The 25,404-nt window shown below is 64.7% G+C and carries 25 protein-coding genes and 1 pseudogene; 18 read left to right on the forward strand and 8 right to left on the reverse strand.

Annotation, left to right across the window (positions count from 1 at the left end):
• Positions 1-29: 29 nt before the first annotated feature.
• Entirely contained in the window at positions 30-1,061 is a 1,032-nt protein-coding gene (locus tag JWS13_RS42320) for an NADP-dependent oxidoreductase (protein WP_241032520.1), read from the reverse strand.
• Positions 1,062-1,275: 214 nt separating this feature from the next.
• Between JWS13_RS42320 and JWS13_RS42325 the strand changes: the two genes are divergently transcribed.
• The 8 genes from JWS13_RS42325 to JWS13_RS42360 all read left to right on the forward strand — a co-directional run bounded on the left by JWS13_RS42325 (position 1,276) and on the right by JWS13_RS42360 (position 8,359).
• On the forward strand, positions 1,276-2,244 hold the full coding sequence (locus JWS13_RS42325; RefSeq protein ID WP_206011040.1) for a polysaccharide deacetylase family protein: 969 nt from the start codon (positions 1,276-1,278) through the stop codon (positions 2,242-2,244).
• Positions 2,245-2,296: 52 nt separating this feature from the next.
• On the forward strand, positions 2,297-3,817 hold the full coding sequence (locus JWS13_RS42330; RefSeq protein WP_206011041.1) for a long-chain-fatty-acid--CoA ligase: 1,521 nt from the start codon (positions 2,297-2,299) through the stop codon (positions 3,815-3,817).
• Positions 3,818-3,909: 92 nt separating this feature from the next.
• A complete protein-coding gene (locus JWS13_RS42335) occupies positions 3,910-4,857 on the forward strand; it encodes a helix-turn-helix transcriptional regulator (protein ID WP_206011042.1) in 948 nt (315 codons plus the stop codon).
• A gap of 127 nt (positions 4,858-4,984) precedes the next feature.
• Positions 4,985-5,821 (forward strand): SDR family oxidoreductase, encoded by an 837-nt coding sequence (locus JWS13_RS42340; RefSeq protein ID WP_206011043.1) that lies wholly within the window; start codon positions 4,985-4,987, stop codon positions 5,819-5,821.
• Between the two features lie 214 nt (positions 5,822-6,035).
• Positions 6,036-6,809, forward strand: a complete 774-nt coding sequence (gene fabG, locus JWS13_RS42345; RefSeq protein ID WP_206011044.1) for a 3-oxoacyl-ACP reductase FabG — start codon at positions 6,036-6,038, stop codon at positions 6,807-6,809.
• A complete protein-coding gene (locus JWS13_RS42350) occupies positions 6,806-7,261 on the forward strand; it encodes a MaoC family dehydratase (RefSeq protein ID WP_206011045.1) in 456 nt (151 codons plus the stop codon). Before fabG ends, JWS13_RS42350 begins: the two co-directional genes overlap by 4 nt.
• 188 nt (positions 7,262-7,449) lie before the next feature.
• Complete coding sequence (locus JWS13_RS42355) at positions 7,450-7,869, forward strand: MarR family winged helix-turn-helix transcriptional regulator (RefSeq protein ID WP_206011046.1); 420 nt, start codon at positions 7,450-7,452, stop codon at positions 7,867-7,869.
• Positions 7,870-7,903: 34 nt separating this feature from the next.
• Positions 7,904-8,359 carry a hypothetical protein gene (locus tag JWS13_RS42360; RefSeq protein ID WP_206011047.1) on the forward strand — a complete coding sequence of 152 codons (456 nt, stop codon included), beginning with the start codon at positions 7,904-7,906 and terminating at the stop codon, positions 8,357-8,359.
• 459 nt (positions 8,360-8,818) lie between these two features.
• Here the strand turns inward: JWS13_RS42360 and JWS13_RS42365 are convergent, their stop codons facing one another.
• On the reverse strand, positions 8,819-9,514 hold the full coding sequence (locus tag JWS13_RS42365) for a chymotrypsin family serine protease (RefSeq protein ID WP_206011048.1): 696 nt from the start codon (positions 9,512-9,514) through the stop codon (positions 8,819-8,821).
• A 1,058-nt stretch (positions 9,515-10,572) separates the two neighbouring features.
• Here JWS13_RS42365 and JWS13_RS42370 point away from each other — a divergent pair.
• Positions 10,573-10,713 carry a hypothetical protein gene (locus JWS13_RS42370; protein ID WP_192581919.1) on the forward strand — a complete coding sequence of 47 codons (141 nt, stop codon included), beginning with the start codon at positions 10,573-10,575 and terminating at the stop codon, positions 10,711-10,713.
• A gap of 45 nt (positions 10,714-10,758) precedes the next feature.
• Positions 10,759-11,031, forward strand: coding sequence for a hypothetical protein (locus tag JWS13_RS42375; protein WP_206011049.1), 273 nt, complete (start codon positions 10,759-10,761; stop codon positions 11,029-11,031).
• A 573-nt stretch (positions 11,032-11,604) separates the two neighbouring features.
• Here JWS13_RS42375 and JWS13_RS42380 read toward each other — a convergent pair.
• Positions 11,605-12,378, reverse strand: coding sequence for an SDR family NAD(P)-dependent oxidoreductase (locus tag JWS13_RS42380; protein ID WP_206011050.1), 774 nt, complete (start codon positions 12,376-12,378; stop codon positions 11,605-11,607).
• Between the two features lie 115 nt (positions 12,379-12,493).
• On the opposite strand from JWS13_RS42380, the gene JWS13_RS42385 reads away from it, so the two are divergent.
• Complete coding sequence (locus JWS13_RS42385; RefSeq protein ID WP_206011051.1) at positions 12,494-13,096, forward strand: TetR/AcrR family transcriptional regulator; 603 nt, start codon at positions 12,494-12,496, stop codon at positions 13,094-13,096.
• Here the strand turns inward: JWS13_RS42385 and JWS13_RS42390 are convergent, their stop codons facing one another.
• The gene (locus tag JWS13_RS42390; protein ID WP_206011052.1) at positions 13,097-13,702 is read right to left on the reverse strand and encodes an Rv1733c family protein; all 606 of its coding nucleotides are present in this window, start codon (positions 13,700-13,702) and stop codon (positions 13,097-13,099) included.
• A 335-nt stretch (positions 13,703-14,037) separates the two neighbouring features.
• Here JWS13_RS42390 and JWS13_RS42395 point away from each other — a divergent pair, with 335 nt between their 5' ends.
• The 3 genes from JWS13_RS42395 (at position 14,038) to JWS13_RS42405 (ending at position 17,868) form a co-directional block, all read left to right on the forward strand.
• Positions 14,038-15,432 carry a protoporphyrinogen/coproporphyrinogen oxidase gene (locus JWS13_RS42395; protein ID WP_206011053.1) on the forward strand — a complete coding sequence of 465 codons (1,395 nt, stop codon included), beginning with the start codon at positions 14,038-14,040 and terminating at the stop codon, positions 15,430-15,432.
• Positions 15,433-15,477: 45 nt separating this feature from the next.
• On the forward strand, positions 15,478-16,371 hold the full coding sequence (gene dapA, locus JWS13_RS42400) for a 4-hydroxy-tetrahydrodipicolinate synthase (protein ID WP_206011054.1): 894 nt from the start codon (positions 15,478-15,480) through the stop codon (positions 16,369-16,371).
• 63 nt (positions 16,372-16,434) lie between these two features.
• On the forward strand, positions 16,435-17,868 hold the full coding sequence (locus JWS13_RS42405) for an alanine/glycine:cation symporter family protein (RefSeq protein WP_259375285.1): 1,434 nt from the start codon (positions 16,435-16,437) through the stop codon (positions 17,866-17,868).
• Positions 17,869-18,007: 139 nt separating this feature from the next.
• On the opposite strand, the gene JWS13_RS46250 is transcribed toward JWS13_RS42405, so the two are convergent.
• Both JWS13_RS46250 and JWS13_RS42420 read right to left on the reverse strand, forming a co-directional pair.
• Positions 18,008-19,267 carry a methyltransferase domain-containing protein gene (locus JWS13_RS46250; RefSeq protein WP_338050731.1) on the reverse strand — a complete coding sequence of 420 codons (1,260 nt, stop codon included), beginning with the start codon at positions 19,265-19,267 and terminating at the stop codon, positions 18,008-18,010.
• 209 nt (positions 19,268-19,476) lie between these two features.
• Positions 19,477-20,055, reverse strand: a complete 579-nt coding sequence (locus JWS13_RS42420) for a dihydrofolate reductase family protein (RefSeq protein ID WP_206011056.1) — start codon at positions 20,053-20,055, stop codon at positions 19,477-19,479.
• A gap of 403 nt (positions 20,056-20,458) precedes the next feature.
• Between JWS13_RS42420 and JWS13_RS46640 the strand changes: the two are divergent.
• The 3 genes and pseudogenes from JWS13_RS46640 to JWS13_RS42425 form a co-directional block, all read left to right on the forward strand.
• A pseudogene (locus JWS13_RS46640) lies at positions 20,459-20,641 on the forward strand (Rv2253 family sensor-like surface protein); the annotation flags it as partial.
• A gap of 101 nt (positions 20,642-20,742) precedes the next feature.
• On the forward strand, positions 20,743-20,961 hold the full coding sequence (locus JWS13_RS46645) for an Rv2253/PknI dimerization domain-containing protein (protein WP_476748555.1): 219 nt from the start codon (positions 20,743-20,745) through the stop codon (positions 20,959-20,961).
• Positions 20,962-21,576: 615 nt separating this feature from the next.
• Positions 21,577-23,427, forward strand: coding sequence for a zinc ribbon domain-containing protein (locus JWS13_RS42425; RefSeq protein ID WP_206011057.1), 1,851 nt, complete (start codon positions 21,577-21,579; stop codon positions 23,425-23,427).
• Between the two features lie 113 nt (positions 23,428-23,540).
• Here JWS13_RS42425 and JWS13_RS42430 read toward each other — a convergent pair whose 3' ends face one another.
• Positions 23,541-23,972: an MTB12 C-terminal domain-containing protein gene (locus JWS13_RS42430; RefSeq protein ID WP_241032523.1), complete on the reverse strand. Its 432-nt coding sequence runs from the start codon at positions 23,970-23,972 to the stop codon at positions 23,541-23,543.
• Complete coding sequence (locus JWS13_RS42435) at positions 23,969-24,577, reverse strand: dihydrofolate reductase family protein (RefSeq protein WP_206011058.1); 609 nt, start codon at positions 24,575-24,577, stop codon at positions 23,969-23,971. The genes JWS13_RS42430 and JWS13_RS42435 overlap by 4 nt, the downstream gene beginning before the upstream one ends.
• A 200-nt stretch (positions 24,578-24,777) precedes the next feature.
• On the opposite strand from JWS13_RS42435, the gene JWS13_RS42440 reads away from it, so the two are divergent.
• Positions 24,778-25,404, forward strand: a complete 627-nt coding sequence (locus JWS13_RS42440; RefSeq protein WP_206011059.1) for a class I SAM-dependent methyltransferase — start codon at positions 24,778-24,780, stop codon at positions 25,402-25,404.

Genomic DNA, 25,404 nt, shown 5'->3' on the forward strand with positions numbered 1-25,404 from the left:
GCCGCGCGGTGACAAGATTCAGGGGCTGGCTACGCAGTCAGATCGATCACGAGTTTGCCTGGTTGGCCGTTGGAGAAGGAGTCCACGAAGGCGGCCGGCAACTGCTCGAACCCGGGCAATGCGGATTGCACGGCCTCCAACCGTCCGGACCTGATGAGTTCGCCGAGCGTGGCTTCGACCTCTGCTGCGCGATCCATGTAGTCGAGCACGACGAATCCTTGTGTGAGGATACGCTTGGTGAGAAGCAATCCGAAGTTGGTTGGGCCGGAAGGTCGTTCGGTCAAGTTGTAGCCGTCGATCAGGCCACACAATGCGATGTGTGCGTGGTTGTTCAGCCGGGCGATCGATGCCTCGAACATCGGGCCCCCCGAGTTTTCGAAGAGGCGGTCGATGCCGTCCGGTGTTGCCGCCTCGAGCTGGTCTTTCCAATCAGGGGCCTTTCGGTCGACGACGGCGTCGGCTCCCAGTCGGGCCACCATCGAGCACTTCTCGGCGCCTCCTGCGATGCCGACAACCTGTGCGCCCGCCTGCTTCGCGAGCTGGACAGCCACGCTTCCGACTGCGCCAGAGGCGCCGGAGATCAAGACGGTGTGCCCTGGTTGCGGGCGCAGGATGTCGCACACTCCGGCCCACGCGGTCAGGCCCGTCATCCCGAGGATGCCAAGGTAGTGCTCCAAGGGAACGTCCTCGCGTGATGTGATTCGGTCCCAGTCGGTACCGGGCGAGCTGACGATCTGGCGCCGTTGCCAGCCGACAAAGCCACGAACGATGTCGCCCGCGGTGAAGTTGCTGTTGCGTGAGGCGGTCACGCGTGCCAGGCCGAAAGCGCGAACTGGCTCTCCAAGTGCGACTGGCGGAAGATAACTCGGTCGGTCGTCGAGCCAGCCCCTGATGGCCGGATCGATCGAGATGAAGAGGGTCTCGAGTGCGACGTCACCAGCCTCGAGTTCGGGCAGGGCGAGGTCCTGCACGCGGAAGTCCTCCACGCGCACGTGCCCGTGAGGGCGTTGCGCCAGGACGATCTGTTGTGATGAATTCACGGTGTGCTTCTCCTTCGTCACCACAGACGGTAGAAGTCATCAAAAGGCGAAACTTGGCCCTATGCGCACGGGATTCGAAGAGCGCGCACAGCGCGCATCCCAATGCCCGATGCGATGCGCCTGAGGAAAGCAGGTACGCGCACACAGCCAAGACGTGATGTCCATCACTTCATAGGGTCGGTGACAAATGGGCTTCGTGCCGAAGAGCCCTCATGGAAGATTCGGAGTCAACGCAATGAATGACACACGCGCCGACCGACCTCTCGAGATTGCGGTCACGATCGATGACTTCGTCCTGTGGGACGGCGTTCCCATGCCGGACGACACGACTCCCACCGACATCACGCGGTCCGTGGCGAAAACGCTTAACGACTACGGACTCGACGGGACCTACGGCTTCTCTCACACATACCGGCTCGAGAACGAGCCAGAGCAAATCGAGGCCTTCGAGGCGTGGGCCGAAGCAGGCCATCACCTGGGTAACCACACTCACCAGCACGCTCCACTGCGCTGGATGCCCGACGCGGCATTCCGACGCGATTTCGAGACGGCCGAGAAGTACATCGGTCATCTGATCGACGCCGCACCGTCGAAGTACTTCCGGTACCCCATGGACATGTCGTCAGGATCCGAACGACGTCGAGGGGAAGTCGAGAACTACCTCGCAGATCTCGGCTACCGCACCGCCCCGATCACCAGTTGGTTCAGTGATTTCGCGTTCATCATGCCGTACTTCCGCGCGATGACCCTAGGCGACAAGGACGTGCAGAAGCAGGTACGCGACCTGCACGTGTCGACCGCGGTTGACATGCTCTACAAACACGCGGACACCGCGCACACCCTGTTCGGTGCCGACGCGCCCCTCATCTGGCTCGTCCACGGCACCACGATCTCTCGTGACACCCTTGCTCCGATCCTCGAGGCATTCCTCGAGCGTGGCGTGGAGTTTGTAACCCTCGATGAGGCGATGAAGCATCCGGTGAACTTCGGAAAGCCGCCGTGTAGTGAGAGCTTCACCAACCAGCTACAGAGATTCGCAATTGCTGCGGGCGTGCCGAAACCCGAACTCGACTTCGAGCGGCTAGCCGAGATCTTGAACCTCGCGCCCATTCGCGGACTCGACACGATGGCGACTTACGAAGATCGCATGTTCAAGCCGTTGGCGAGGCGGGTGGGAGCTGACTACGACTGGGATTGGTCCTGAGCTGGCAATCCGCATTCACAGCATCGCACCATCATCATCTGAAAGCAGGATCATGCTCAACCTGGCCACCATGCTTGCCGACACTGCTCGACGCACTCCCGACAGAACCGCTGTCATCGAAGGTGACCGAACCCTCACCTTCGGTGAAATCGATGCGGCTGCGAACAGTGTCGCCCATTTTCTTCTCTCGCTGGGGTTGCGCCCCGGCGACCGCGTCGCCCTGACGATCGCGAATGTTGTCGAGTTTCCGATCGTCTACTTCGGCATCCTCAAGGCCGGTGGAGCGGTGGTTCCGCTCAACACGATGCTCAAGCGGGAGGAGGTTGCCTACCACCTCCGTGACTCGGGCGCGACGGCATACTTCTGTACCGTGCCGGGGCTCGGCGACGAGGCGTGGCACGGATTCCAGGACGTCGAATCCTGCGAGCATCTGGTCACCCTTGGCTCCGCGTTGCTCGATGGGCCAGGCGTGGGAACAACCTTGGCTGACGCGTTGGCCGAACACCCCGCCGAAGACGTCTTGCAGGTGACCGAGGCAACGGACACAGCGGTGGTCCTCTACACGAGCGGGACGACCGGCAGGCCGAAGGGGGCGGAGCTCACCCACGCCAACATGGTCCTCAATGCCGTCGGGCATAACCAACTGCTCGACGCCCGAGCCGACGACGTACATCTGGTCACTCTTCCGCTCTTCCACTCGTTCGCACAGACCGTGCAGCTGAACGCCGGTTTCGCAATGGGTGCCACCCTGGTCCTGCTGCCACGGTTCGACGCAGCCGAGGCTCTGGCGTTGATGACGCAGCACCGGGTGACGGTCTTCGCCGGTGTCCCGACGATGTACTGGGCCCTGCTCAACAAGTCTGCTGACGGAATAGACGCTCGCCTCGACGGTCTCCTGCGAATCGCGCTTTCCGGCGCAGCTGCCATGCCCGTCGATGTGCTGGAGCGGTTCAGGGATGTCTTCGGTGTCGGAATCCGGGAAGGCTACGGACTATCCGAAACCAGTCCGACCGTCACGTTCAACCCGCTTGACCTACCGAACCGGTCGGGATCGATCGGCACACCGATCTGGGGAGTGGAGGTGAAGCTCATCGACGATCACTGGACCGAGGTTCCCGTCGGTGAGCCAGGAGAACTCGCTGTACGTGGATACAACGTGATGAAGGGATACCTGGGGCGGCCCGAGGCGACAGAGGAAGTGATCCGCGACGGCTGGTTTCGCACGGGCGATATCGCCACGCGAGACGAGGACGGCTACTACTTCATCGTCGATCGCGCCAAAGATTTGATCGTGAGGGGAGGCTTCAACGTCTACCCGCGCGAGCTCGAGGAGGTGATCATCGGCCATCCAGAGGTCAGCCTCGTGGCCGTCGTCGGAATCCCCGACGAGCGAATCGGTGAGGAAGTGAAAGCCTTCGTCATCCGAGAACCCGGCTCGGAATTGAAGGAGGAAGACCTGATCGGCTGGTCACGGGAACGGTTGGCGGCTTACAAGTACCCGCGACTGGTGGAGTTCAGGGATAGTTTGCCGATGAACGCGACGGGAAAGCTCCTCAAGCGGGCTCTGCGATGATCAAGCCATTGGCGTGGGCGTCGCCGAGCGCTAGCGTCGACGGTGGCACGAGTCGCGATTTCGACATACCGGTGTGAGAAGGTGTTGCGAGGTTGTATTCCGTCGATACGTTACGCAGCAACGAGCACGACCAGCGCGAGCGCGGTGATTGGTGGCGCGATCAGGTCTCGTCGATCCACTGTCCGATGGCCTTCTCCCTTGCGGACAGCTACCAGGGAACCCTTCAGCATCAACACTCGGATACATACCAGCTCGTTCGCTGGTGGGGCGAAGCGGAAGTCCTCACCCGTACGGCAGCCGACATCCGTCGACATCCACATGGCGCCTACGAACTGCTCATACCGGTCCGGGGCGAATTGATCCTCGAGCAGGATCGGCAAGAAGCCACGATCACGCCGGCGGTCATGGCTCTCACATCGCTGGACACCGTGACTGATCTGCGCCATGGTGATGGCTTCTCCTCTGTGGCATTCGTGATGCCACGTGACCGGATTGAGGCACGGATGCCGACATTGTCGCAGGCAGGCGCCGTCCTCGATACAACATCTGGACTGGGACGCATCGTTGTCGACGTGGTCAGTAGTCTGCGCAGAGAGCGGCACGAGATCACCGGCAGTCAGTTCGACGCGATCGCCGACCGAATCGTGGATCTCGTGGCACTCGCCTACAACGCAGACACGGCCGCCCCCTCCATCGATGTTCAGGAAGGGTTGGTCATCGCCATCCGGCGCTTTGTTCGCGAGAATGCACACGACCCGAACCTCACAGGTGCCGTGGTCGCGACGCGCCTCGGCTGGTCACTCCGGCACGTCCAGGCCCAATTGCAACGGATTGGGACAACACCGTCGGACCTCATCCGCGAGGAGCGTCTGGCGTTGGCCCGGCTGCGGCTTCAGGATGGTGGCTGGAGCCACCAGAGCGTGACTCAGGTGGCATACTCCTCAGGATTCGGCGATCTCAGCACCTTCAGCAATGCCTACCGGCGGGCCTTCGGTGAGCGCCCATCCGACACGCGATCCGCCGCCTCCGAAAATGGCTGACTGGCGGGTCGGATCAGGCTTGACGACCGGGCCTGCCCGCGGGTCCGCGCATGTCTGCTGCGCGCGATGCAAGCGAAGTGCGCTGCACCCCAAGAGATAACGTTAATCCGGTCCTAGCGTAGATATTATGAATAGTGCAACCACCTCCGAAGTGCGACCGGCGCCCGACCCCCTCTTCTCTGTCGCCGGGAGGACGGCCGTCGTAACCGGTGGCTCGCGAGGGATCGGCGCCATGATCGCCCGAGGCCTGGTACTGGGCGGTGCCCACGTTGTCATTACCAGCCGAAAGGAAGAACAGTGCCGCGCGACGGCCGAAGCCATCGATGCAGAGGCAGACGCTGCGGGAACGGCAGGACGCTGCACCCCCGTCGCCAGTGACCTGTCGTCGGCCGAAGGGGTGACTGGTCTTCTCGACTGGCTCGGCGAGCACCTGACAAGCATCGACATCCTAGTGAACAATGCCGGGGCCACCTGGGGTGCGCCACTTGAAGAGTTTCCCCTCATCGGTTGGACGAAGGTGCTCAACACCAACCTTGTCGCCCCGTTCTACCTCATCACGGGAACGCTTCCGCTTCTGCGCAACGCGGCACGTCCCGACCGGCCCGCTCGTGTCATCAACATCGGCAGCGTGGATGCCTTGGCTACACCGAGCTGGGAGAACTACTCCTACAGTGCGAGCAAAGCCGGGCTGCACATGGTCACCCGCCATTTAGCCAAGCAACTGGCCTCCGACGGCATCACCGTCAACGCGATCGCCCCCGGCCCGATCTTGACGGAGATGCTCGGACACGTCGCGGCGGATCCAGAGGTCGAGGCGGAACTCCTCGAGCGCGTTCCGCTGGGCCGCTACGGACAAACCGAGGACCTGATCGGCACGATCCGGTTCCTGGCCTCCCGTGCCGGCTCTTATCTGACCGGCACCATCATTCCACTCGACGGCGGGATCTCCGGCTGCGCCGGCTGAACGTTCGCCTCCACCTTCTTTCACGCCCAACAAGCCCCGATTCGAGGAACCCCGCGAACTCGGCGTCGAACGAGCAGCGATTGCAGACACACGACACGCAATTCGGACTCGAAACAACATGCTTAGCTGGGGGATTAGGGCATGGCCCCCATCCTCGAACGGCTCTCCTGAGCTGAAGTCACATCGATCCAATCCCTGAGAGGAACCTCATCTCGTGAGCGCATCACCTCATCCCGAACACCGTCGTACCGCAATCGTCACCGGCGCCGCACGGGGAATCGGCGCCGCCGTCGCACAGCGGCTCGCAGCAGACGGCCACGCCGTCGCCGTCGTCGACCTCGACGAGGCCGCCGGCCAGAACGTGGTCGACACGATCACCCGGGCCGGAGGCACCGCACTTGCCGTCGGCGCAGACATCTCCAACGGAACCTCTGTCGAGAGAGCAGTGGATAAGATCACAACCGAGCTTGGAGCACCGGTCGTTCTGATCAACAACGCCGGCGTCACCCGCGACAATCTTCTATTCAAAATGTCGGCCGCCGACTGGGATACCGTCATGAACGTCCACTTACGTGGCTCGTTCCTGATGACGCGCGAAGTCCAGGGGAACATGACCGAGGCCGGTTTCGGACGAATCATCAACCTCTCGAGCGTGTCAGCGCTCGGCAACCGCGGACAAGCCAACTACGCCGCGGCCAAAGCCGGGCTGCAAGGTTTCACCAAGACTCTCGCCCTGGAACTCGGCAGATTCGGTGTTACCGCCAACGCCGTCGCTCCCGGTTTCATCGAGACCGAGATGACAGCCGCGACAGCAGCGCGAATGGGAATGAACTTCGACGAACTCAAAAGGAAGGCGGCCGCTGACATCCCCGTCGCCCGCGTCGGGGTCCCCGAAGACATCGCACACGCGATCTCATTCTTTGCGAGTGAAGGAGCCGGTTTCATCTCCGGACAGGTTATCTACGTCGCCGGAGGACCCAAGGTATGAAGACAATCAACGGAATCGACGAACTGCACGCGGTGGCGAACACCCGGATCGGCTACTCGTCATGGCACACCCTCACCCAGGAGAAGATCGACGCGTTCGCTGACGCGACGGGTGACCACCAGTGGATTCACGTCGATCCCTCGCGGGCTGCTGACGGACCGTTCCGCGCCACCATCGCCCACGGACATCTGCTGACTTCGATGATCCCGATGCTTGTATGGGAGGTCTACGCCGTCAACGGCGTCCGAATGGGAATCAATTACGGGTCGAACAAGGTTCGATTCCCAGCACCCGTCCCCGTCGGCTCACGGATTCGGGCAGCGGTTGTCATAGCAAACGTTGACACCGTTCCCTCGGGCGTCCAAGTTGTCACGGCCGTCACGATCGAACGAGAGAATGCCGACAAGCCGGTCTGTATTGCCGAGATTGTCAGCATCTACGTTCCGAATTAGCGCGCAAACGTGGCAATCGTTCACGATGTGCCGGGCGCCGGGTCTTCGCCGCCATCGACGTGGTGACCGCCGGTCCCTGCCCCGCTCGTCCGGACCGGGATGGACTTCCCCAGCGTGAACTCTGCGGGCGATCCACGGTTCGCCCACAATCGAGCTGTGGTGTAGCGGTCTTTGGGTAGCCTGCTCCCATGTCGCAGCCTCCTCCTTTCAGTCCCACGGTCACGCTGCTCACGGTGGGCCGGGTTTGGGAGGCCGCGTTCGCCGGGGGCTTGAAGCCGCTCGGGTTGACCGCCCGCAAGTACGGGTTGTTGGGGCACATTCGCGGAATGCCGGGCATCTCGTTCAGCGAACTCGCTCGGCGCTCCCGCATCACCGTGCAGAGCGCCCACGCGGCGGTCGCGGCCTTGGTCGAGTCCGGGTTGGTCGACGACGGGACCGCGCACGCCGGAGCCGCCTCGACCCTGCGGGTCACAGCGGAGGGTGAATCACTGCTGGCTCGGGCGGCAGAGGTGGTGGCGCGCCTCGACGCGGAGTTCGCCGCGCAGCATCCGGAGCTGACCGAGGCGTTGCGGGTGCACATGACGCGGGTGATGTCGGCCACGGACTGACCCCACGCGCCAACCTTCAGTTAGGCTGAAGGTTATGGAATCGTTGCTTCTCTCCCTCCATGTCGTGGCGGGAATCCTCTTCGTGGGTCCGGTCGCGGTGGCCACGAGTCTGTTTTCCCGGTACACACCGGTGACTGCCACGGTGGACGGTGCGCAGCGGGTCGAGCGGAGCATCGACACCGCCCGGGTGCTGCACCGGATCACCTGTACCTACGGCGTCCTGGCGTTCGCGGTCCCGGTCGTTGGCCTCGTCCTCGCTTCCGTGCAAGGCCGCGCGAGTGAGGTCTGGGTCGTGGTCGCGATGGTGCTCACCGCTCTTGCAGGGGGACTGCTCGCTCTGCAGATCGCGCCGCTCCAACAACAGGCACTCACCGCAGCCGACGACGGCGCGCAACTCCGGCGCCTTCGCATCGTGACCGGCCTGTTCAACTTGCTGTGGGTGCTCGTGGTGGTGCTGATGATCGTGCGTCCCGGATCGAGTTACGTATAACCGGGGTGCTGGGTACCCTGGCCGATGCTCTCGGTGCCGGCCGCCGATCCATACCCGAATTACACTACTTCTCCTCGGGTATCTCCGTCGGTCATGTGTCACTCCAGCCGGCGCGGTCATCGCTCGCGAAGGCCTGAATCGGGTAGCCGTGGATCCGGAAACAACACGGAGACGGGGATGTCGATTGCAGTTCGTGCTGAGCCACGAACGCGCAGGCCGGACTTGCGGTGCGTAAGGACACTTGCAGCTGAACGCCTACAGGAACTTCTAGCCAGTGCACCGAATATTCGACGTCGTGTTCGTCGAAAGGTCGGACGTATGATCGACGGACCGCCGGAGCGCCTACGCGGAAGGACGGGCATGGACAATTGGTGGCTGTACTACAGTCCGTTTCCTCAACCTGTCCGAGAATGGTTGTGGCTGATTGTGCAGCAGCTGTGGTAGTCCGTGGGATGTGGGTCAATTGTTGGTGACGACGAAGCCCTTGCCGATTGGGTTGGGTTGGGCGCTGATGCCGTCGAGGACGGCAGCGAATTTGATGTACTCGAACGCGAAGAGCACAGGGTCGAATCCGCGGACCATGCCCACGATTTCGGTGTTGTTCTGAAGTACGGGACCACCGGAGTCACCACCGCCTGATTGGGCGTTGCTGTAGAAGCGTGTCGTGTTCTGCGAAGTGATCGACCCACAATGAATTCCGGTACCGGCCCCGTCCTTGCAATGGGGACCGACCGGATCGGAGGCGCCGATCCCGTCGACCCGGGCACTGGGACCATCCGATGTGAGTACCGCGTCAGCGTTGAGGCGGATGACCACCCAGTCGACACCGGTCCCGCCGCCGGGACTGCGGTACGCGATGTTCCCGATGTGTTCGCGCGGTCCGGTCGGAGTGTAGCGGTAGACGGGCGCACCGTCGGGTGCGTCATCGACACAGTGGGCGGCGGAGATGCCGATCTTGTTGCCGAGCGAGTCGGAACCGACGACGCCCATCGTGCAGAACTCGATGACGCCGGGTGGGTGCGGCACCGGGTTCAGGTCGTCGGTCCAGGGAATGCCGTTGGAGACGACACCGGTGGCTGATGCCGCCGGCGTGTTGATCAGGAATGCGCCGAGGGTGGCTGTGAGACACGCAAGAAACCCGTATAGCCTTCTCAATTGAAATTCTCTCTTCTTGGCGGCCTCGATGGACTGTCTCGAGGCCGTTCTTCGTGGTGGCGGGCTGGGCTCGATGTGACGATTTCTCCACGGCTGACTGTCGGGAGCCGCCAAGCAGCGGAACCTTGTCTGCCGGTCGCCAATCATCCGGTCACAGCGGATGCAGATCGTGCCCCGGGCACCCTGGGTGAGGGAGCTTCGCTCAGTTCGGTTCTGCGGCACGACGAGCACGTGGATGCGTCGAGGGCGAGCGTCGTGTGGGACTGATCGGGGTGGCGGATGGTGCAGACGCCGCGTGCGACGAGGGGGGAGCGGTGGAGCAGATCGTGCATTGGGGGCCTCGACTTGCAGGGTTCGGGAGTTGTTCGACTCCCACACTCCTCGCGAGATGTCCATCCGGCGACGGTAGAACGACCGCTGGACATACCTATTTCGTGCCCGGGCTGTCCGTAGGGTGGGATCCGCACGGTGAAGGTCGTGGATGTGACCACCGAATTCGACTGTGCCGGTAGTCAATGCCGTGTCCGGGCGGCGCCGATGTCGGGCGTGAACGCGGAAGTAGACGAACGAGACCGGGGGGCGGGGTGACTCGCTTCGAGGGGAGAGTGCATCAACGATCTTCGTGAGCCGGAGCACGGAAGTCCAGGGAGTGTGATCCATGCCACTGCACTATTTTCACACGTTCCGAATTACCGACTGGTAAGTGCGATTTCAAGTCCTCGTGTGCCGGGTGCGATCCGGTTGAGGTTGCTCGGGCGCGAGCCTGCGACAGGGGTGTGTGTCCGATTGGTCTGTGCTGCAGCGTGTCTGAGTACGTGCGACGGAGTGCGTACGCCAGCAATGTGACGTAAGACACAGCTGAATTTACGGGGGAGGCCTGGCGCTCGGGGATGTTTGGTTGCAACTCTTAGCCGAGACCCAAGCCTCCATAACCAGATACGGGTATGGGTGTGGGTATTTCGGCCAATGTGCAGGTGTCGAAGTCGGTCCAAGGTAGCTGGTATGCCACGTCATCGACGTGGCAACCGAGAATATCTGCACGTGAGAGAAGAGTTGTCATGGCACCGATCACCGAGAATCTGGGCACCAATCTGCTGAATACATTGCGGGTCAGTGTGGTTGGCACTGTTCTGTACGCCGGGCTCATCATGGGTGTGGTCGTGGTGGCGGTGTGGAAGTTCCCGATGCCCGGCGTGTAGGCGTGGCGCCCATGACCGGCTCCTGTTGGTGTGGAAGGAACGACAATGTTCGGGACGAACAGCGGCGCGATGGTTGCTCTGCTTGCGGTTGCACTCGTGGTGGTTCCCGTCTCGTTCGGTGTGGCGGCACGAGCGGACGCGAAGGTCCGCGGTCTCTCGCGGCCCCGAGTCCCCGATCCGGACCCGAGGGGGTCAGTCGCGGACGTGGACGAGCGGCGCGAGCAATGGCGGCAGTTGGCAACGCGGGTGTGGCTGATCTGCGGCGGTGCCTCGCTGGTCGAAGTGGCGGTCGTGGGCGTCCTGATCTGTGTGGCGTGAGGTCGACGACGGGCGCCGGGAGTACGGAACCTGAAACCATTTCAGCCGCTGTGACATACGCGCCCGATGTCGCTCCAAGGCGCGGTGTGTAACCCGGGTGAGTCGATGCGGAATTTCGTCACGACCGGGGTGAGTCGGCCGCGGTGATGGACGCTGAGGCAACTGGTGCAGGCAAATTCGTCGGCTGGCGGGGTTTGGCGGTCGGCATCGGGCATAGAGGCCCGCCCGTACGACGGTGCCGTCGTACGGGCGGGATGATCGCCCGACGCGCACCAGGGGGGTGGTGCGGTCGTGGAGTGCAGCACCGATCCCTCAAAAGGGGGCGCATGTTGCCTGTCTGTGGCTGCGCGGGGTGTGCTGCCTGCGTGTCTGCGAGTGAAGTTGTGGGTCGGACATTGTGTCCGGCGGCCTCCTTCTCACGATTCGGCGGGTTTCGATGTGCTTCCAATTGTGTGGTGATCTGCGACGTTGCGCATGGGTCGTTTGACGTATGGACGTACCTGTTTCTGCGGTTCGCGTAATTCTTGCCGGTCGTGTGCGTTGCGTCGGTTTCGGCTTTGGCCGCGGGCGCGTCTACACGGTGTTGACCGCGACGCGTCCGCCGTCGACGTCGAGGACGGTTCCGTGGATGAAGTGGGCGTCGTCGGAGGCGAGGTAGAGCACGGCGGCGGCGATGTCTTCGGCGGTGCCCGGCATGCCGGCGGGTGTGGAGTGCATCAGGGTGTCGGCCGGGGAGTCGGTGTCGGGTCCGGCGGGGCGGATGACGCCGGGGGAGACGGCGTTGACGCGGAGTCCTCGGGGCCCGAATTCGGCGGCCCACGATCGGGTGAGGCTTTCCACCGCGGCTTTGGATGACGCGTAGACGGGGCCGTGGGGGATGCCGACGCGGGCCACCCAGGAACCGAGGTTGACGACGACCCCGCCACCGTTGTCGATCAGGTGTGGGGCGAGGGCCTGCATCAGGAAGATGGGCGCTTTGACGTTCACGGCGTAGATGCGGTCGACGGCGTCGTCGTCGACGGTCAGGGTGCCGGACGGCGGGAAGACGCCGGCGTTGTTGACGAGGATGTCGAGCTGCCCGCCGGTCAGATGCAGTGTCTGTTCGGCGAGGGTGCGGCTGGTGGCGGAGGTGCCGTCGAGGTCGGCGGGGAGGAAGTCGGCGCGGCCTCCCACCGCGTGGATCGCGGCGACGGTGTCGTTCCCGCGGGTGGTGTCGCGGCCGGAGACGATGACGTGTGCGCCTTCGGCGGCGAAGGCGAGGGCGATGGCACGGCCGATGTGGGAGGTCGATCCGGTGACGAGAGCGGTGCGGCCGCGGAGTCGGTTGCCGGTGAGGTGATTGGTCATGCCCCCGACGGTAGGAACAAACTTTTGGACCAGCAAGTCCAGAAAATTCGGTGTGATCGTGGGCAATAGCAGTCGGACAGGGTTGCCCGGTCCAGAACTGCGCTACCGTTGCCACGTGCCGATCACTGCGAAGGGGCTCGCGACCCGACAGCGCATCGTCGAGGGTGCGGCGACGCATCTTCGGGGTGGTGAGCCGGGCCGGGTCACGCTCGACGACATCCGCGCGATCACCGGCACCAGCAAGGGGCAGCTGTTCCACTACTTTCCGGGCGGCAAGGACGAACTGCTACTTGCCGTCGCCGTCTTCGAGGCGGACCGGGTTCTCGACGATCAGCAACCGCACCTCGGCGCGCTGACGACGTGGGCGGCGTGGTTGAGGTGGCGGGAGGCGTTGGTCACCCGGTACCGCGCTCAGGGGGCGCACTGTCCGCTCGGTTCGCTGCTGGCGCAGGCGGGCGGAACTCCGGGGGCGTCCGAGGTGATCCGAACAATGTTGGCGCAGTGGCGGACCCACGTCGCGGCGGGGATCGAGGCGATGCAAGCGACGGGCGAGGTGCGGGCGGAGGTAGATGCGTCGCGCACTGCATCCGCGTTCATCGCGGGTATCCAGGGTGGGGTACAGGTTCTGCGGTCGACGGGCAGTGTCGAGGATCTCGAGGCCGTCCTCGACACTCTGATCGACTACCTTCGGGGCCCGGAGTCACCCACTACCTGCTGATCAGGGGTTGTCGAGCTGTTTCCATTCGTATGCCCATTGCCGCAGTCGCTTTCGGCGCAGCAGCGTGCGTGTGAGTGCGGTGGGGATGAGGAGAGCGCCGGCGGACAGTGCCCAGACTCCGGTTGCCGCGGTCGCCGCGAGAGCCGTGTTTTGCCCGCCGCTGGGGATGGGTCCGGTGAGGTTGCCATCGGCGCCGATGCTGATGGTGATTGTCTGGCCGGCCTTGGCGGGGGCGTCGGTGGGCACGATGGCGGTGTGCTCGCCGTGGGGTGTCGTCCAGCGGGCGCGGGCACTGTCTTCGCTGCCGGCGGGGCGGAGGGCGTCTTCGGGGGTGTCGGGTGCGGGATGGGTGTCCTCGAGTAGGACGGCCGGCACCTGCTGCTGATCAGCCCGGAGCGCGCGGGTCTGTTGTTCGAGCCGGGCGTGGGTGGCGGTTCCGAATGCCGCGGCGAATGGGATCGCCAGCAGTATCAGTACGGCGGTGATCAGGATGATGGCAGCTTCGGCCCGGTCGCTCGGCCGCATGAGGTGGTTGCGGCTCCACGGGCTCAGTCGCCACCACCGGGTCGGGGTGGGTACCGGTGCCGATTCCTCCGGGCGACGCATGGCTCACCTCCCGCACGGGCCTGTTCGCTGTCTCCACTCTCGATTGTGCCCAAATCTGAGGTGGTGACACTTACATAACCGGACGGTCAGTTTGCCGCAGCCGTGGGAATCGTCGAAATTTCCGCGATTCGGGATTGCGTGATCTGTGATCACACTTTAGTCTTGAGTGGTCCGGGTATGACGGGCATCACCATCAGAACCCGATATGTGCGACTCGACCCGGCCTGGCTTTCACGGCGCTACCGCAAGCCGGGACGGGCGTCCCGAAACAAGGATTCGCCAGAAACTCGCCGATGCCTCCGGTGGGGACGCGGCGCTAGTCAAGGAGATATGAAGTGCGAGATGTAGTTGTTGTCGGCGCGGGCCTGGCCGGACTCTCAGCCGGTTGGCGGCTGCGTCATTGGGACACCCTTGTTCTGGAGTCCGACGAGCGCGTCGGTGGCCGTATTCGCTCCGAGCGTCGCGGCTCGTACTGGCTGAACTGGGGTGGCCACGTGTTCGCCGGCCCCGGATCTTCGACCGAAGCCCTGCTCAACGAGGCCGGCGTCATGTCGGTCGACATCCCCGGGTCGCTCCAGGCGCTCTCCATGAACGGCAAGTTCCTCAAGAAGGGGCACATCGCCACCTACCCCTTCCGGATCCCGATGTCCCTGTCGGCGCGGATGGCGACCATGCGTGCCGGAATGAAGATCGTCGCGGGCGTCGGAAAGTACACCGGCGTGGTGCGGACCCGCGCCGGTGAGTCCGGCGCAATGCGACAGCAGCGAATCTACAACTTCGCGAACGACGAGTCCTTCCTCGATTTCGTCGGGGACCTGCCGGAGGATGCGGCGGCCCTGTTCAAGACGACCGTCACCCGGTCGGCCGGAAACATGGACCAGATCTCAGCGGGTGCGGGCATCGGATACTTCAGCTTGGTGCTCGGATTCGGACAGGGTCTGAGCCGGGGCATCGTCGGCGGCCCCTCCACCCTCACCGAAGCCCTCGCCGCGTCGCTGGGCGACCGCGTCCAGTTGGGTGCCGAGGTGCAGGAGGTCGTCCACAAGAAGGAATCGGTCGTCGTCCGCTACCGCCAGGACGGCCGTGACCACGAGGTCGAGGCGCGAACCGTCGTTCTCGCCACGACCGCGGACGTGTCCCATCGCGTCGGTGTCGATCTGCCGCAGGAGCTGCGTGAAGCGCTCGCGCAGGTCAAGTACGGACCTCACGTCAGCTCGGCGTTCCTCACCGACGAGAAGACGAAGCAGCCGTGGGACGACATCTACGCCATCGCCGCCCCGAAGCGGTCCTTCGCCATTGCCCTGAACCAGGCAAGCATCGTGCGTGGCAGTGAGTCCGTACGGCAGCCGGGTGGCAGCTTCATGACGTTCTCGCCGGCAGCCCTGGGCCAGGCACTGCTCGACAAGACTGACGAAGAGGTCGTACAGACCCACCTCGCCGATCTCGAGCAGATCCTCGGGCCCGGATTCTCCGACACGGTCGTCGAGGCCAAGGCCGCGCGATGGAAGAATGCGTCGCCGTACAGCTTCCCGGGCCGCGCGAAGCTGCAGCCCACGCTGACTCGTGGTGCGGGTCGCGTCTTCCTGGCCGGCGACTATCTCGGAACGCTCTACACGGAAACGTCGATCACCTCCGGGTTCTCCGCCGCACAAGAGGTGGCGAGTGTGCTTGCCACACAACGTCAGACACTTCACAGCAGCCCCGTCGCTGCACAGGCCGCCAGCGCCTGACATTCCGCACACCCAACACCCGCCAACGATCCAGGAGTCATTTTTATGTCCAAGCAACTCAGCGGTGTCCTCACTGCCCTGACCACCCCGTTCGACGCCGACGAGCAGATCGACGTGAACAAGCTCAAGGTCGTGGTGGACCGCTCGATCAAGGCAGGCGTCGACGGTGTCGTCGCCGCGGGATCGACCGGTGAGGTCGGGGCGCTGTCGTCGGACGAGCGCCTGCGGCTCGTCGACACGGTCATCGAGCACGCCGATGGCCGGGTACCCGTCATCGCTCAAACCGGTGCCACGACAACTGCCGAAGCCATCCGGCTTTCCCGCGCCGCCGAGAAGTCGGGCGCGGACGTGCTCATGCTGATCACCCCGTTCTACGAGCCGCTCTCGACCGAAGAGACGGTGACCTACATCAAGGACGTCGCGTCGTCGGTGGAACTGCCGATCATGCTCTACAACATCCCCGCGGTCACCGGTGTGAACCTGGACCCCGCCACCGTGCGCTCGCTGGCCGAAGAGGTCGACAACATCCGCTACATCAAGGACTCGAGCGCGAACTGGGAACAGGCACTGCAGCTGATCCACCACCACAGTGACGTGATCGGTACGTTCATCGGCTGGGACTCCTACATCTACAGCGCCCTGGTCGAGGGTGCTGCCGGAGTTATGGCGGGTGCCGCGAATGTGGTTCCGGACGAGATCGTCGCAGTCAACCGGCTCATCGCCGACGGCGACCTGCACGGCGCGCTCGCCAAGTGGCGCGACCTGTACCCGGTGATCGATTCGATGATCTCCGTTCCGTTCATCTCCGCCGTCAAGGCAGGACTTGCCCTGCAGGGCGAGCCGGTCGGCGCTCCCCGTCGACCCACGGCAGAGCTCCCCGCGGAGCAGGTCGAGCGAATCGGACGGGCTCTGAAGAAGCTCGCTGACCGGAACGGGTAAATCGTGCCGGAAATCGACTGGGCCGAGTTACTCACGACTCTGGCAGACGGAATCTGGGGACCGATGGCCTATGTCGTACTGGGCCTGGGGTTGGCATACACCATTGCCATGAAAGGCATTCAGTTCCGGCGCATTCCCGACATGATTCGCCAGCTGAGGGAGCACAGCGAGGGAGAAGGAGGCCTGTCTTCCTTCCAAGCGCTCGTGCTCGCTCTCGGGAGCCGCGTCGGTGTCGGAAGCATCGCGGGCGTCGCCACCGCCGTCGGCGGTGGTGGACCGGGCGCACTGCTGTGGATGGCCGTGACGGGACTCGTCGGCTGCACCGTCGGGTACGCCGAGGCCACCCTGGCGCAGGTGTTCAAACGGCACGTGGAGGACGAAGACCGGAAGAAGGCCGGCGAGGACATCGGCGGCATGCCATACTACATCAAGTACGGTCTGAAGCTTCCGAAGGTCGCGGCGCTCATCGCGTTTCTCGGTCTGGTCGGCTACGGCTTCATGTTCCCCGGGTTCCAGGTCAGCACCATCGCGTCCAGTGCTCAGCTGGCGTTCGGTCTGCCGAGCTGGGTGCCTGCGGTCTTCGTCACCGCGCTGATCGCCTTGGTGATCTTCGGTGGCACGACGCGGATCGTCAAAGTCACCCAGACGCTCGTCCCGACTCTTGCAATCGGGTACCTCGTGCTGGCATTGGCCGTGATCTTCGCGAACCTCGAAAGCGTCCCCGACGCAATCAAGCTCATCGTGAACTCGGCATTCGGTCTCGATCCGGTGCTGGGCGGTATCGCGGGCGCCGCAGTGGCGTGGGGTGTTCGCCGGGCGGTCTTCGCGTCGGCCAACGGCATCGGTGAGGCCACCTTCGCGGCCGCGGCGGCGCGAACCTCGCATCCCGGTAAGCAGGGCCTCGTCCAGACCTTCAGCATCTACATCGATGTCCTGCTGATCTGCATGGCAACGGGTTTGATGATGGTGGTGTCCGGCCAGTACAACGTCTCGGACGGCTCCGGCGGACATCTCGTCGAGAATCTTCCCGGCGTCGAGGCAGGCCCGAACTGGGTCCAGAAGTCCATCGACACACTGGCGCCGGGATGGGGTGCGGGCTTCATCGCCGTAGCCGTGTTCCTGTTCGGCTTCACCTGTCTGCTGCTGTACTACTACGTGGCGAACTCGAATCTCCTGTTCCTTCTGAACGGGCGAAAGGGTCCGGTGCCCAGGCTGATTCTCAAGGTCGGCACACTCGCGATCGTCTTCGTGGGCTCCGTGGTGAACGCCGGAATCGTCTGGGCCATCGGTGATATCGGGCTCGGGATGATCGCCTGGATCAACCTCGCCTGCCTGGTACTGCTGTTCCCCATGGTCTACAAGGTCTACCGCGACTTCGAGCAGCAGAAGAAGCAAGGACTCGACCCGACCTTCGACCCGAAGTCGCTCGGCATCGAAGGAGCCGACTTCTGGGAGGAAAGCACCGCCACAGCCGCCACGGCGGATCGCAAAGACTGAGCTATTCCTTCGAGGACCGTGCACAGCGTCGTATCGACGCAGTGCACGGTCCTCGAAGGCACCGCCGCAGGCGTCGACCGAAACGCACTCGACGACTACTCCCGCACCGAACACATCAAGTACAACCGTGGACGCTGACCTACCACCGATCCGCGCAAGGAGTCTTCGCGGGAGTCAGTGCGACGAGCCACGTCATGTAGTGCTCGACCACGGTGCCTCCGAGTTCCCGGACAGCGGCGGCCGCGCGGTCGGCCTCCTCCGAGGTCCAGTCGCTGAACGTCGAGAACAGCCGGAACACTTGCCGGTCGTTCAGCTCGATGTTCCACCGGAACGTGCGGACCACGTCGACGGTGAACAGGCCCGAACGAGTCAACTCTGTCGTGAGCGCTGAAACATCCTCCGGATCGGGTCCGGGGCGTGGTGGTGCGCCGCGGTCCTGCACGATCCGTGCGACACGCTCCCGGAACGGGGTCCTGGCGTCTGGATCTCCGAAGACGTTCCGCCACACCAGGAACCTCCCATCGTGGGTCAGCGCGCGGTGGACCTTCGGAAGAGCGATATCGAGATCGATCCAGTGAATCGATGTCGCCGCGATTGCGATGTCGAAGGCATTCTCGGGAAGCTCGGCGTCCTCGACGCGTTCGACGATGACGGCCGCATCCGGATGTGCACGCCGGAGGCGTGCGGCGAGCCGTGGGCCGGGCTCCACCGCGGTGACGCTCAGGCCCGCGGCGAGCAGGGGACCGGTCGCCTGCCCTGTTCCCGATCCGATGTCCAGGGCGCGGCGGCCGGGCTCGAGAACGCCGAGACCGCGAAGACTGTCCCACAGGGCCTGCGGATACGGCGGTCGTGCCTCACCGTAGATGTCGGCGTGCGCCTCGAAATGTATCGGATCGACCACGCACGAAAGTGTAGATTCCTGTGCACCGGCACGGTCGTCGATTCGGCGGCAAGGGGCCGTCAGCTGAGCTCCTCGGCCAACGACGATGACCCCCGCGGGGCCGCGGACGTAGCAGAGCCGGTAGCTGTCCTCGTACTGCGCCACCTCACCCACGAGTTCCGCGCCATGGGCTCGCAGGCCGGCCACAGTGGCGTCGATGTCGTCGACGGCGAACATGATGCTCCGGAGACCCAGCGTGTTACCCAGTGCGTTCTTCGGCTCGGCGCTGATCGCCGTCGGGTTGTGGAACTTCGTCAGCTCGAGCCGGCCGTGGCCGTCCGGGGTCCGCATCATCGTGATATCGACTCGGACGCCGTCGAGCCCGTTGATGCGGTCCACCCACGGTCCCTCGATCTGCGCCGCGCCCTCCCGCTCCATACCGAGTTCGACGAAGAACGCGATTGCATCCTCGAGGTCGTCGACGACGACGCTCACGTGGTCCATCCGCCGAATCGCCATGTGGTTCTCCTTCGTGGTCGCGCGGCCTGTCGTGGCCGCTGGTGTGCCTGGGACGGAGCCGGCTCCGCATTCTCGACATCCGTGACGGCCCTGGCCCTGGAGAGTCCATCAGACGAGTCCTGATCGGTGCGCCGTTTCAGGGCTGATACTGCAGGTTGTCAGCAAGCATCGATCGCGCCGGGCCGTGGGACCGTGTACCGCGCCGGAGATCAATGGAGGGTGGGTCGGTAGATCAGCTCCTGAATGTGACCGTCGAGCGTCCGGTTCTCGATCAGCTCCAGGTCGAAGTCGGCCGCGCCCCGGAAGATCGGGTCATCGCCGGTCTGACCGGTGATCACCGGGAAGAGCGTCACCTGCAGGCGGTCGACGAGGCCGGCGGCCAACAGTGCACGGTTCATCGACAGACTGCCGTGGGAACGCAGCGGCACGTCGGACTCCTGCTTGAGGCGGGCGACGATGTCGACGGCGTCACCGCTCTCGATGGTCGCGTCCGGCCAGTCGAGAGGTCCTTCCAACGTCGTCGACACCACCGTTGCCGGCAGACTCCTCATCCGGGTGACCCACGGGTCACGCACTTCGGACTCCTCGGTGCTCGATGCCAGCATTTGCGCAAACGCCCGATACGTGTTGGCCCCGAATACCATCCGCTGCTCCGACTCGTATAGGGCAAGGCGGTGGTCGAGCAACTCGGGGCCCTGCTTCCCCCAGTAGCCTCCCCAGTCGCCGCCGCTGAGGCCGCCGTAGCCGTCGAGGCTGGCAAAGACGTCGAAGGTGTAGGTCGCGGTCATGTCGTTCTCCTCGAGTCACGTTTTGATCGATATTGGTACAGACTGGGAACCACTGCGAAACTCATCGTCATCGACCGAACACAGCATCGGGCAGGATTTCGTGAGGTGTCTCCGCCCGCTACAGCCAGGGGGTCGCGCGCTGTGGCGGGCGGAGCGGATCGCCTCTGTCAGAGGGGCAAACTACTGTTACCATCGCGACGGGCAACAGGTCGCCACTCACTGCCCAGACCGGTGATCTGATCACGGTCCTGATCTGCGGAGTTCCGCGGATTGGCAGGCGTGCGGCGACCTTGTTTCTCTGTGCAGAGCGGAACACGAGCGCCGCCACAGACACCGCGATCCCGGCCACCGCTGCGGACACTGATACCCACTGCGCTGCCGACACCTGTGATTCAGTCGCGTCATGCGCAAGTCACTGCTGATAGTCGCGTTGATTGCGTCCTGGTCGGTGGCCGGGGCGTGCCTGCGGGGGCGGCACCGACACAGCCATTCTAGTCGGGGGAGTACTCATTGCAAGGCTGCGTCGCGACGAAAGACCGGTACGAGTCTGGCCGCGCGGCAGTGGGAGCCCGACTTCGCTGATACGTACCGATTCGAAAAGAGTTGCACGGACGACTCTTGCGTTGCCACCGTGACCGATGGGCCCACGCCGGCCAATCCGACAGTGCCGCTACCGCCGCGATACACATGGGACGGGACCAGTTGGTCCACACCTACGACTGGGAGTGGGACTGCTATCAAGGTGAGGGCGTGCCGAAGGTGTGGGCACCGGCGCACTCGGTTGCGTACTACACACCGCAGCCAGACGGGACGCTGACCGGTTCCCGGCGTACCGATATCGACAGCGGCCCATGCGAAGGCTCTCAGCTGTTGCTGATATATCTAATACTCTCCATCAGTCTCTGACACTTTCTGCCCCCGCGAATTGGTGACTGCGGAATGCGTGGGCCGTCGGTCGTTGGGGTGCGCAAGGGTGCCGACGGAGAGGTCGGTTGCCTTCTCGTCGGGCGGGTTCGGGCCCCAACTCTGCGGCTGCGGACCAGGGCGCCTCTTTCGGCAGGACTGCATAGGGTTGTGCGGAAGAGATTGCGGAGAGGAGGAGAGGCGCGGAGGCTTCGCGTTTCGCCGGGTGTCGGGTTCGGCAGGGCAAGAGGTGTCGCGGGCTGATCAGGAAACAATGTTGTGGGAGAACGTTCTTGGTGCGGGATGTCGGATCTGCCGGGATTGTGGTTCGTGTCTCGGGGGAGCAGCGGGCAGGGCGTGGGTGGATGCTCGACGACGCGGTTCGGGGGCCGGCCCGTGGTGGTGCGATGTGGCGAGATCGATTGCCCCGGTTTGCCGATGGTGCGGATCGAGCGGTACTTGTCGGAGGTCGGCGTTATAGTCGAGACTCTGCGGGAGGTGGGGAAGTAGACGGTGGGAAGGGGGGCAATCGATGAGCTTGTCGGGCGGTGGCGACTCTTCTCGGCGACGGACGAGTCCGGGTTCGTTCGGATTGTGCCTGGCGCCGGGTCGGTCGGCATGAACGGGCCGGAATCAACGGCACCGCGTCAGTTCGCGTTTACCACCCGCGCCCATATGGCGGTCGACGACGCGACCGATGAGCCGATCGGCCTCGACGACGTCGACACCCGAGTGCGGTGGCTGCTCGACCTGATCGCGGCGGCCGGCGCCGAGTTGACGGCACGGCTGTGGCAGCCGGTCACGTTCGACGTCCTCGCGGCCGGACGGGACCGTGCGGGCCGCAGGCTACCCGCCCAGGGTCATGTCGCCGCGTCCCGCCTCGGCTGGAACCCGCACTACCCGGACGGAATCTACGTGCCGTCGCGGGTGAGCCGGGTGGTGACGGCGCAGGTGATGGCGACCCTGCGGACCCTCGCCTACCGGGACACCGCGATCACGGCGCTGTCTGAGCGGTTCGACCCGGCCACCGGCCGGATAGCCCCACCTACCGCCGCCGCGGACCGTGTGCCGCTGGGTTTCGCCCGGGGCGTGCGACGCCAGCTCCTCGCACGCGCCCGCCGGACCGACGGGGCGCAGTCGACGCGGTTGCGGATCACCGACGTCCAAGGCCGGCCGCTGACGAGCGCGATGGCCCGACTCTCCGCCGCCGACCGGCAACTCGCGCAGATCACCGTCACAGACCGCGAGCTGGTGCTGACGGTGAAACTGCCCACCAGCCCCGCCCCGGCGGGGCGGGCGCAGTGGCGGCGGGTCCGGCTCACCGCCACCATCCCCGCACATCTGCACGGTCGGGCGATCACCGACTGGCATCTGCCGACCCTGGTCCTCGACCGTCGGGGTCTGCTGTGGCGGTGCGCGGCGACCGAACTGGTCCCCGACTGCGACCTGGGATCGGCGACCGTCGCGGTGGGGGTGGATTGGTCGCCGTCCACGCTCGGCGCGGCCGCAGCCACCACCGAGAACTCGGACGGGCTGTTGTCGGATTACCGGGGCTTCACCTACGACGACCGGGGGCTCGGGACCAAACTCGCGCGCCTGCAGGCCGAGGGGCAGATGCTGCACCGCAAGGCGGCCCGGTTGGCGCGGCTGGCCGCCACCGCCCCTCCCGAGGTCCGCGCCCGGCTGGAGGAGAAGATCGCCGCCCTGAACGAGCACCGCACCGCGGTCGGTGCCAAGAGGGGGAAGATCAACCGGGAGCTGGGATTCCATTTCGCCCGCCAGGTCACCGATTACGCCGAGGCGGCGGGCGCGCAGGTGATCGCGGTGGAGGATTTGACGACTCTCGAGACCCGCGGGCACGGCCGGGTCAACAATAACGGGGCCGCACAGTCCGCCCGCCGTCAAGCCGTCACCGCCCTCGCGCACACCGCCGCCGGCGTCGGTATCGCGGTGGTCTCGGTGCCCGCCCGCGGATCGTCCGCACAATGTCCGGGCTGCGACGAACCGCTTGCCCGTCCCGGCGGCTACCACACGGCGTGGTGTTCAAGTTGCCGGGTCGGCGGCAACCGGGACCACGTCGCGGGGGTGAACCTCGCCAAACGAGCACTCCTCGGCAAAGGCAAGGTCACCCGGCGGCGGGGGCAGCTGCCTGCGGTCCGGGTCGACGAGCGGGCACCGGTGCGCAAGTCCCGGGACAAGACCAGTCCGACACCACCTCGGCCGCGGCATCGCCGGGTCCGCCGCAGCCTCCCCACCACAACACCGCGGTTGGGGGTGACTCCGAAACAGAATGTTCCTGCGCCACAAGCGTCGGTGTGGGACACGGTCAAACCCGCACCACTACAAGGTGATGCGGGTAGCCGTGACACAGCGGTTTGGCTGACCTCGAGCGTCGGGGGCTTGCCGTCATCTACACGTCCATCTCCCACGCCCGCCACACCAGTGGCCGACAGTATGAGATCTACGTAGACGCTCGGTGATCATGGACGTCGCCGCCTACCCCGTCCAGCCGCCACCCGGACCATTCGGCAGCAGTTCGTAGGGCGCGGGTGCACAGCGGCCACGAACCGGCTGAGCCTTGCCTAGCAGCCGACCTGTGAGCATGCCCAGCTTCTGGCGATCTTCCATGCGCCGTCTTCGGCCACGAACGGAATCGGTGACCCTTCCGGCTGCGCCTGCCCTTTTACGACGGGGTTGCCGAAGGCGAGTACGGATCCATCGCCACGATCCAGCACCGCGTGGAACTCGACAGTCATTCCCTCCTGAACGAACTTCTGGGCGAGCCGCGGATCTGCCTCGTCGACGCCCTGAATCAGATTCACTCGGTCGGACAAGGGGGCGTCGTAGTCGAGGGCGGTGTTGTACAGCGCGGTCAGTTCGTCCGCCGTCGGGAGCATTCCCGGTATGCCGGGTGTGGATGATGCCTCACCGTCATCCGAACTGCACGCAGCCATGAGCACCGACGCGGCGACGACGATGCCGCAGGCCAATATCGAGTTGAACCGAAGCGTCATCGACGGGTCCTTCGCGGTGAGGAACGCACATGTTGGTCCGGCCCGTCGGACTCGCCGCGGACGCGCCGGTAGCGCTCGTAAATCACGCGCGAGCCGAATGTCCTGGTCTCGATCAGGTCCAGTGGAACGTCTTCGGTGACCGGCGGCAGGAACGGCGTGCCGCCACCGACGACGATCGGATTGCGGAACATGCGCAGCTCGTCGACGAGGCCGAGTTCGATTGCTGTCGCGGCCAGTCCGGCGCCGCCGATCGAGACGTCCTTGTTGGTCGCGTCGAGCGTTGCCGCAGCCTCCTCGGCCAACGACGCCTCGGCGAGCCGGGCGTTGCCTTGCACGGCGTCGAGCGTGCGGCTGAAGACGACCTTCGGGATACTGCACCAGATGTCGGCGAACTCGGCCTGAAGCTCGTTGTCGCGCATCGACGGATCCGTCTCCCACGGCAGCATGGTCTCGTAAAGCCTGCGGCCGCACAGATGGCCGCCGAGCTCGCGTATCTGCTCGACGTGGAAACGAAACTGCTCGTCGTTGGGTACCGTCCACCCGAAGCCGCCCTCCCGGTCGGTGATGAAGCCGTCCACCGAGACGCTCATCGAGTAGATCAGCATGGCAATGTCACCGTTGAGCTGGACATCCGGCTCTCCATCCTTCTGCACGCTGCTCTGCTCCAGACTGGGACCGATCGCGAGATGAAAATGCGTCGTCGCGGGTGGTCCCAGCGATCGTACGGCGATTGTCGACGCCAGGTGCCGACTCGCCCGCGGGGACGTTCGGCGGCTACAGCACCCGATCGACGATCATTGACGGCATGGCGAACGCGAGAACCCAGCCGGGCGGCATCGTCCGGGCGTCGTACTCGGCCAGATCCTCGGAATACACGGATCTCTTCGGCTCCATGACTTCTACACACGCGTCCGATCGGGCCCTGGTGAGCAGTTGGGCTGCCTCCCTGACGGGACCCGTGCTCGACGCCGGGTGTGGTCCGGGGCAGTGGACCGACTTCCTGGCCGCGTGCGGAGTCGCTGCGTGCGGAGTCGATCTGGTGCCCGAGTTCGTCGAGCGGGCCCGCGCGCAGTATCCGGACCTCTCGTTCGAAATCGGCAGCTTCGAGACGCTGGACGTCGCGACAGAATCACTGGGTGGTGTGCTGTCCTGGTACTCGCTCATTCACCACAGTCCGCGAGACATCCAGACTCCGCTCGCCGAGTTCGCACGCGTGATACGACCGGGCGGAGGGCTGCTGGTCGGGTTCTTCGAAGGAACAACCGTGGAGACTTTCCACCATGCCGTCACCACTGCCCATCGATGGCCGGTTGCCGAACTCGGCAGGCAGTTGGCCCAGGCCGGCTTCGAGGTGATCGAGACACATACCCGAACGGGGAACGGCTCCAGGCCTCACGGCGCCATCACCGCACGCCGGCAGAGCACCCGGTGA

Source organism: Rhodococcus pseudokoreensis (assembly GCF_017068395.1).
In the GTDB taxonomy this organism is placed as follows: Bacteria; Actinomycetota; Actinomycetes; order Mycobacteriales; family Mycobacteriaceae; genus Rhodococcus_F; species Rhodococcus_F pseudokoreensis.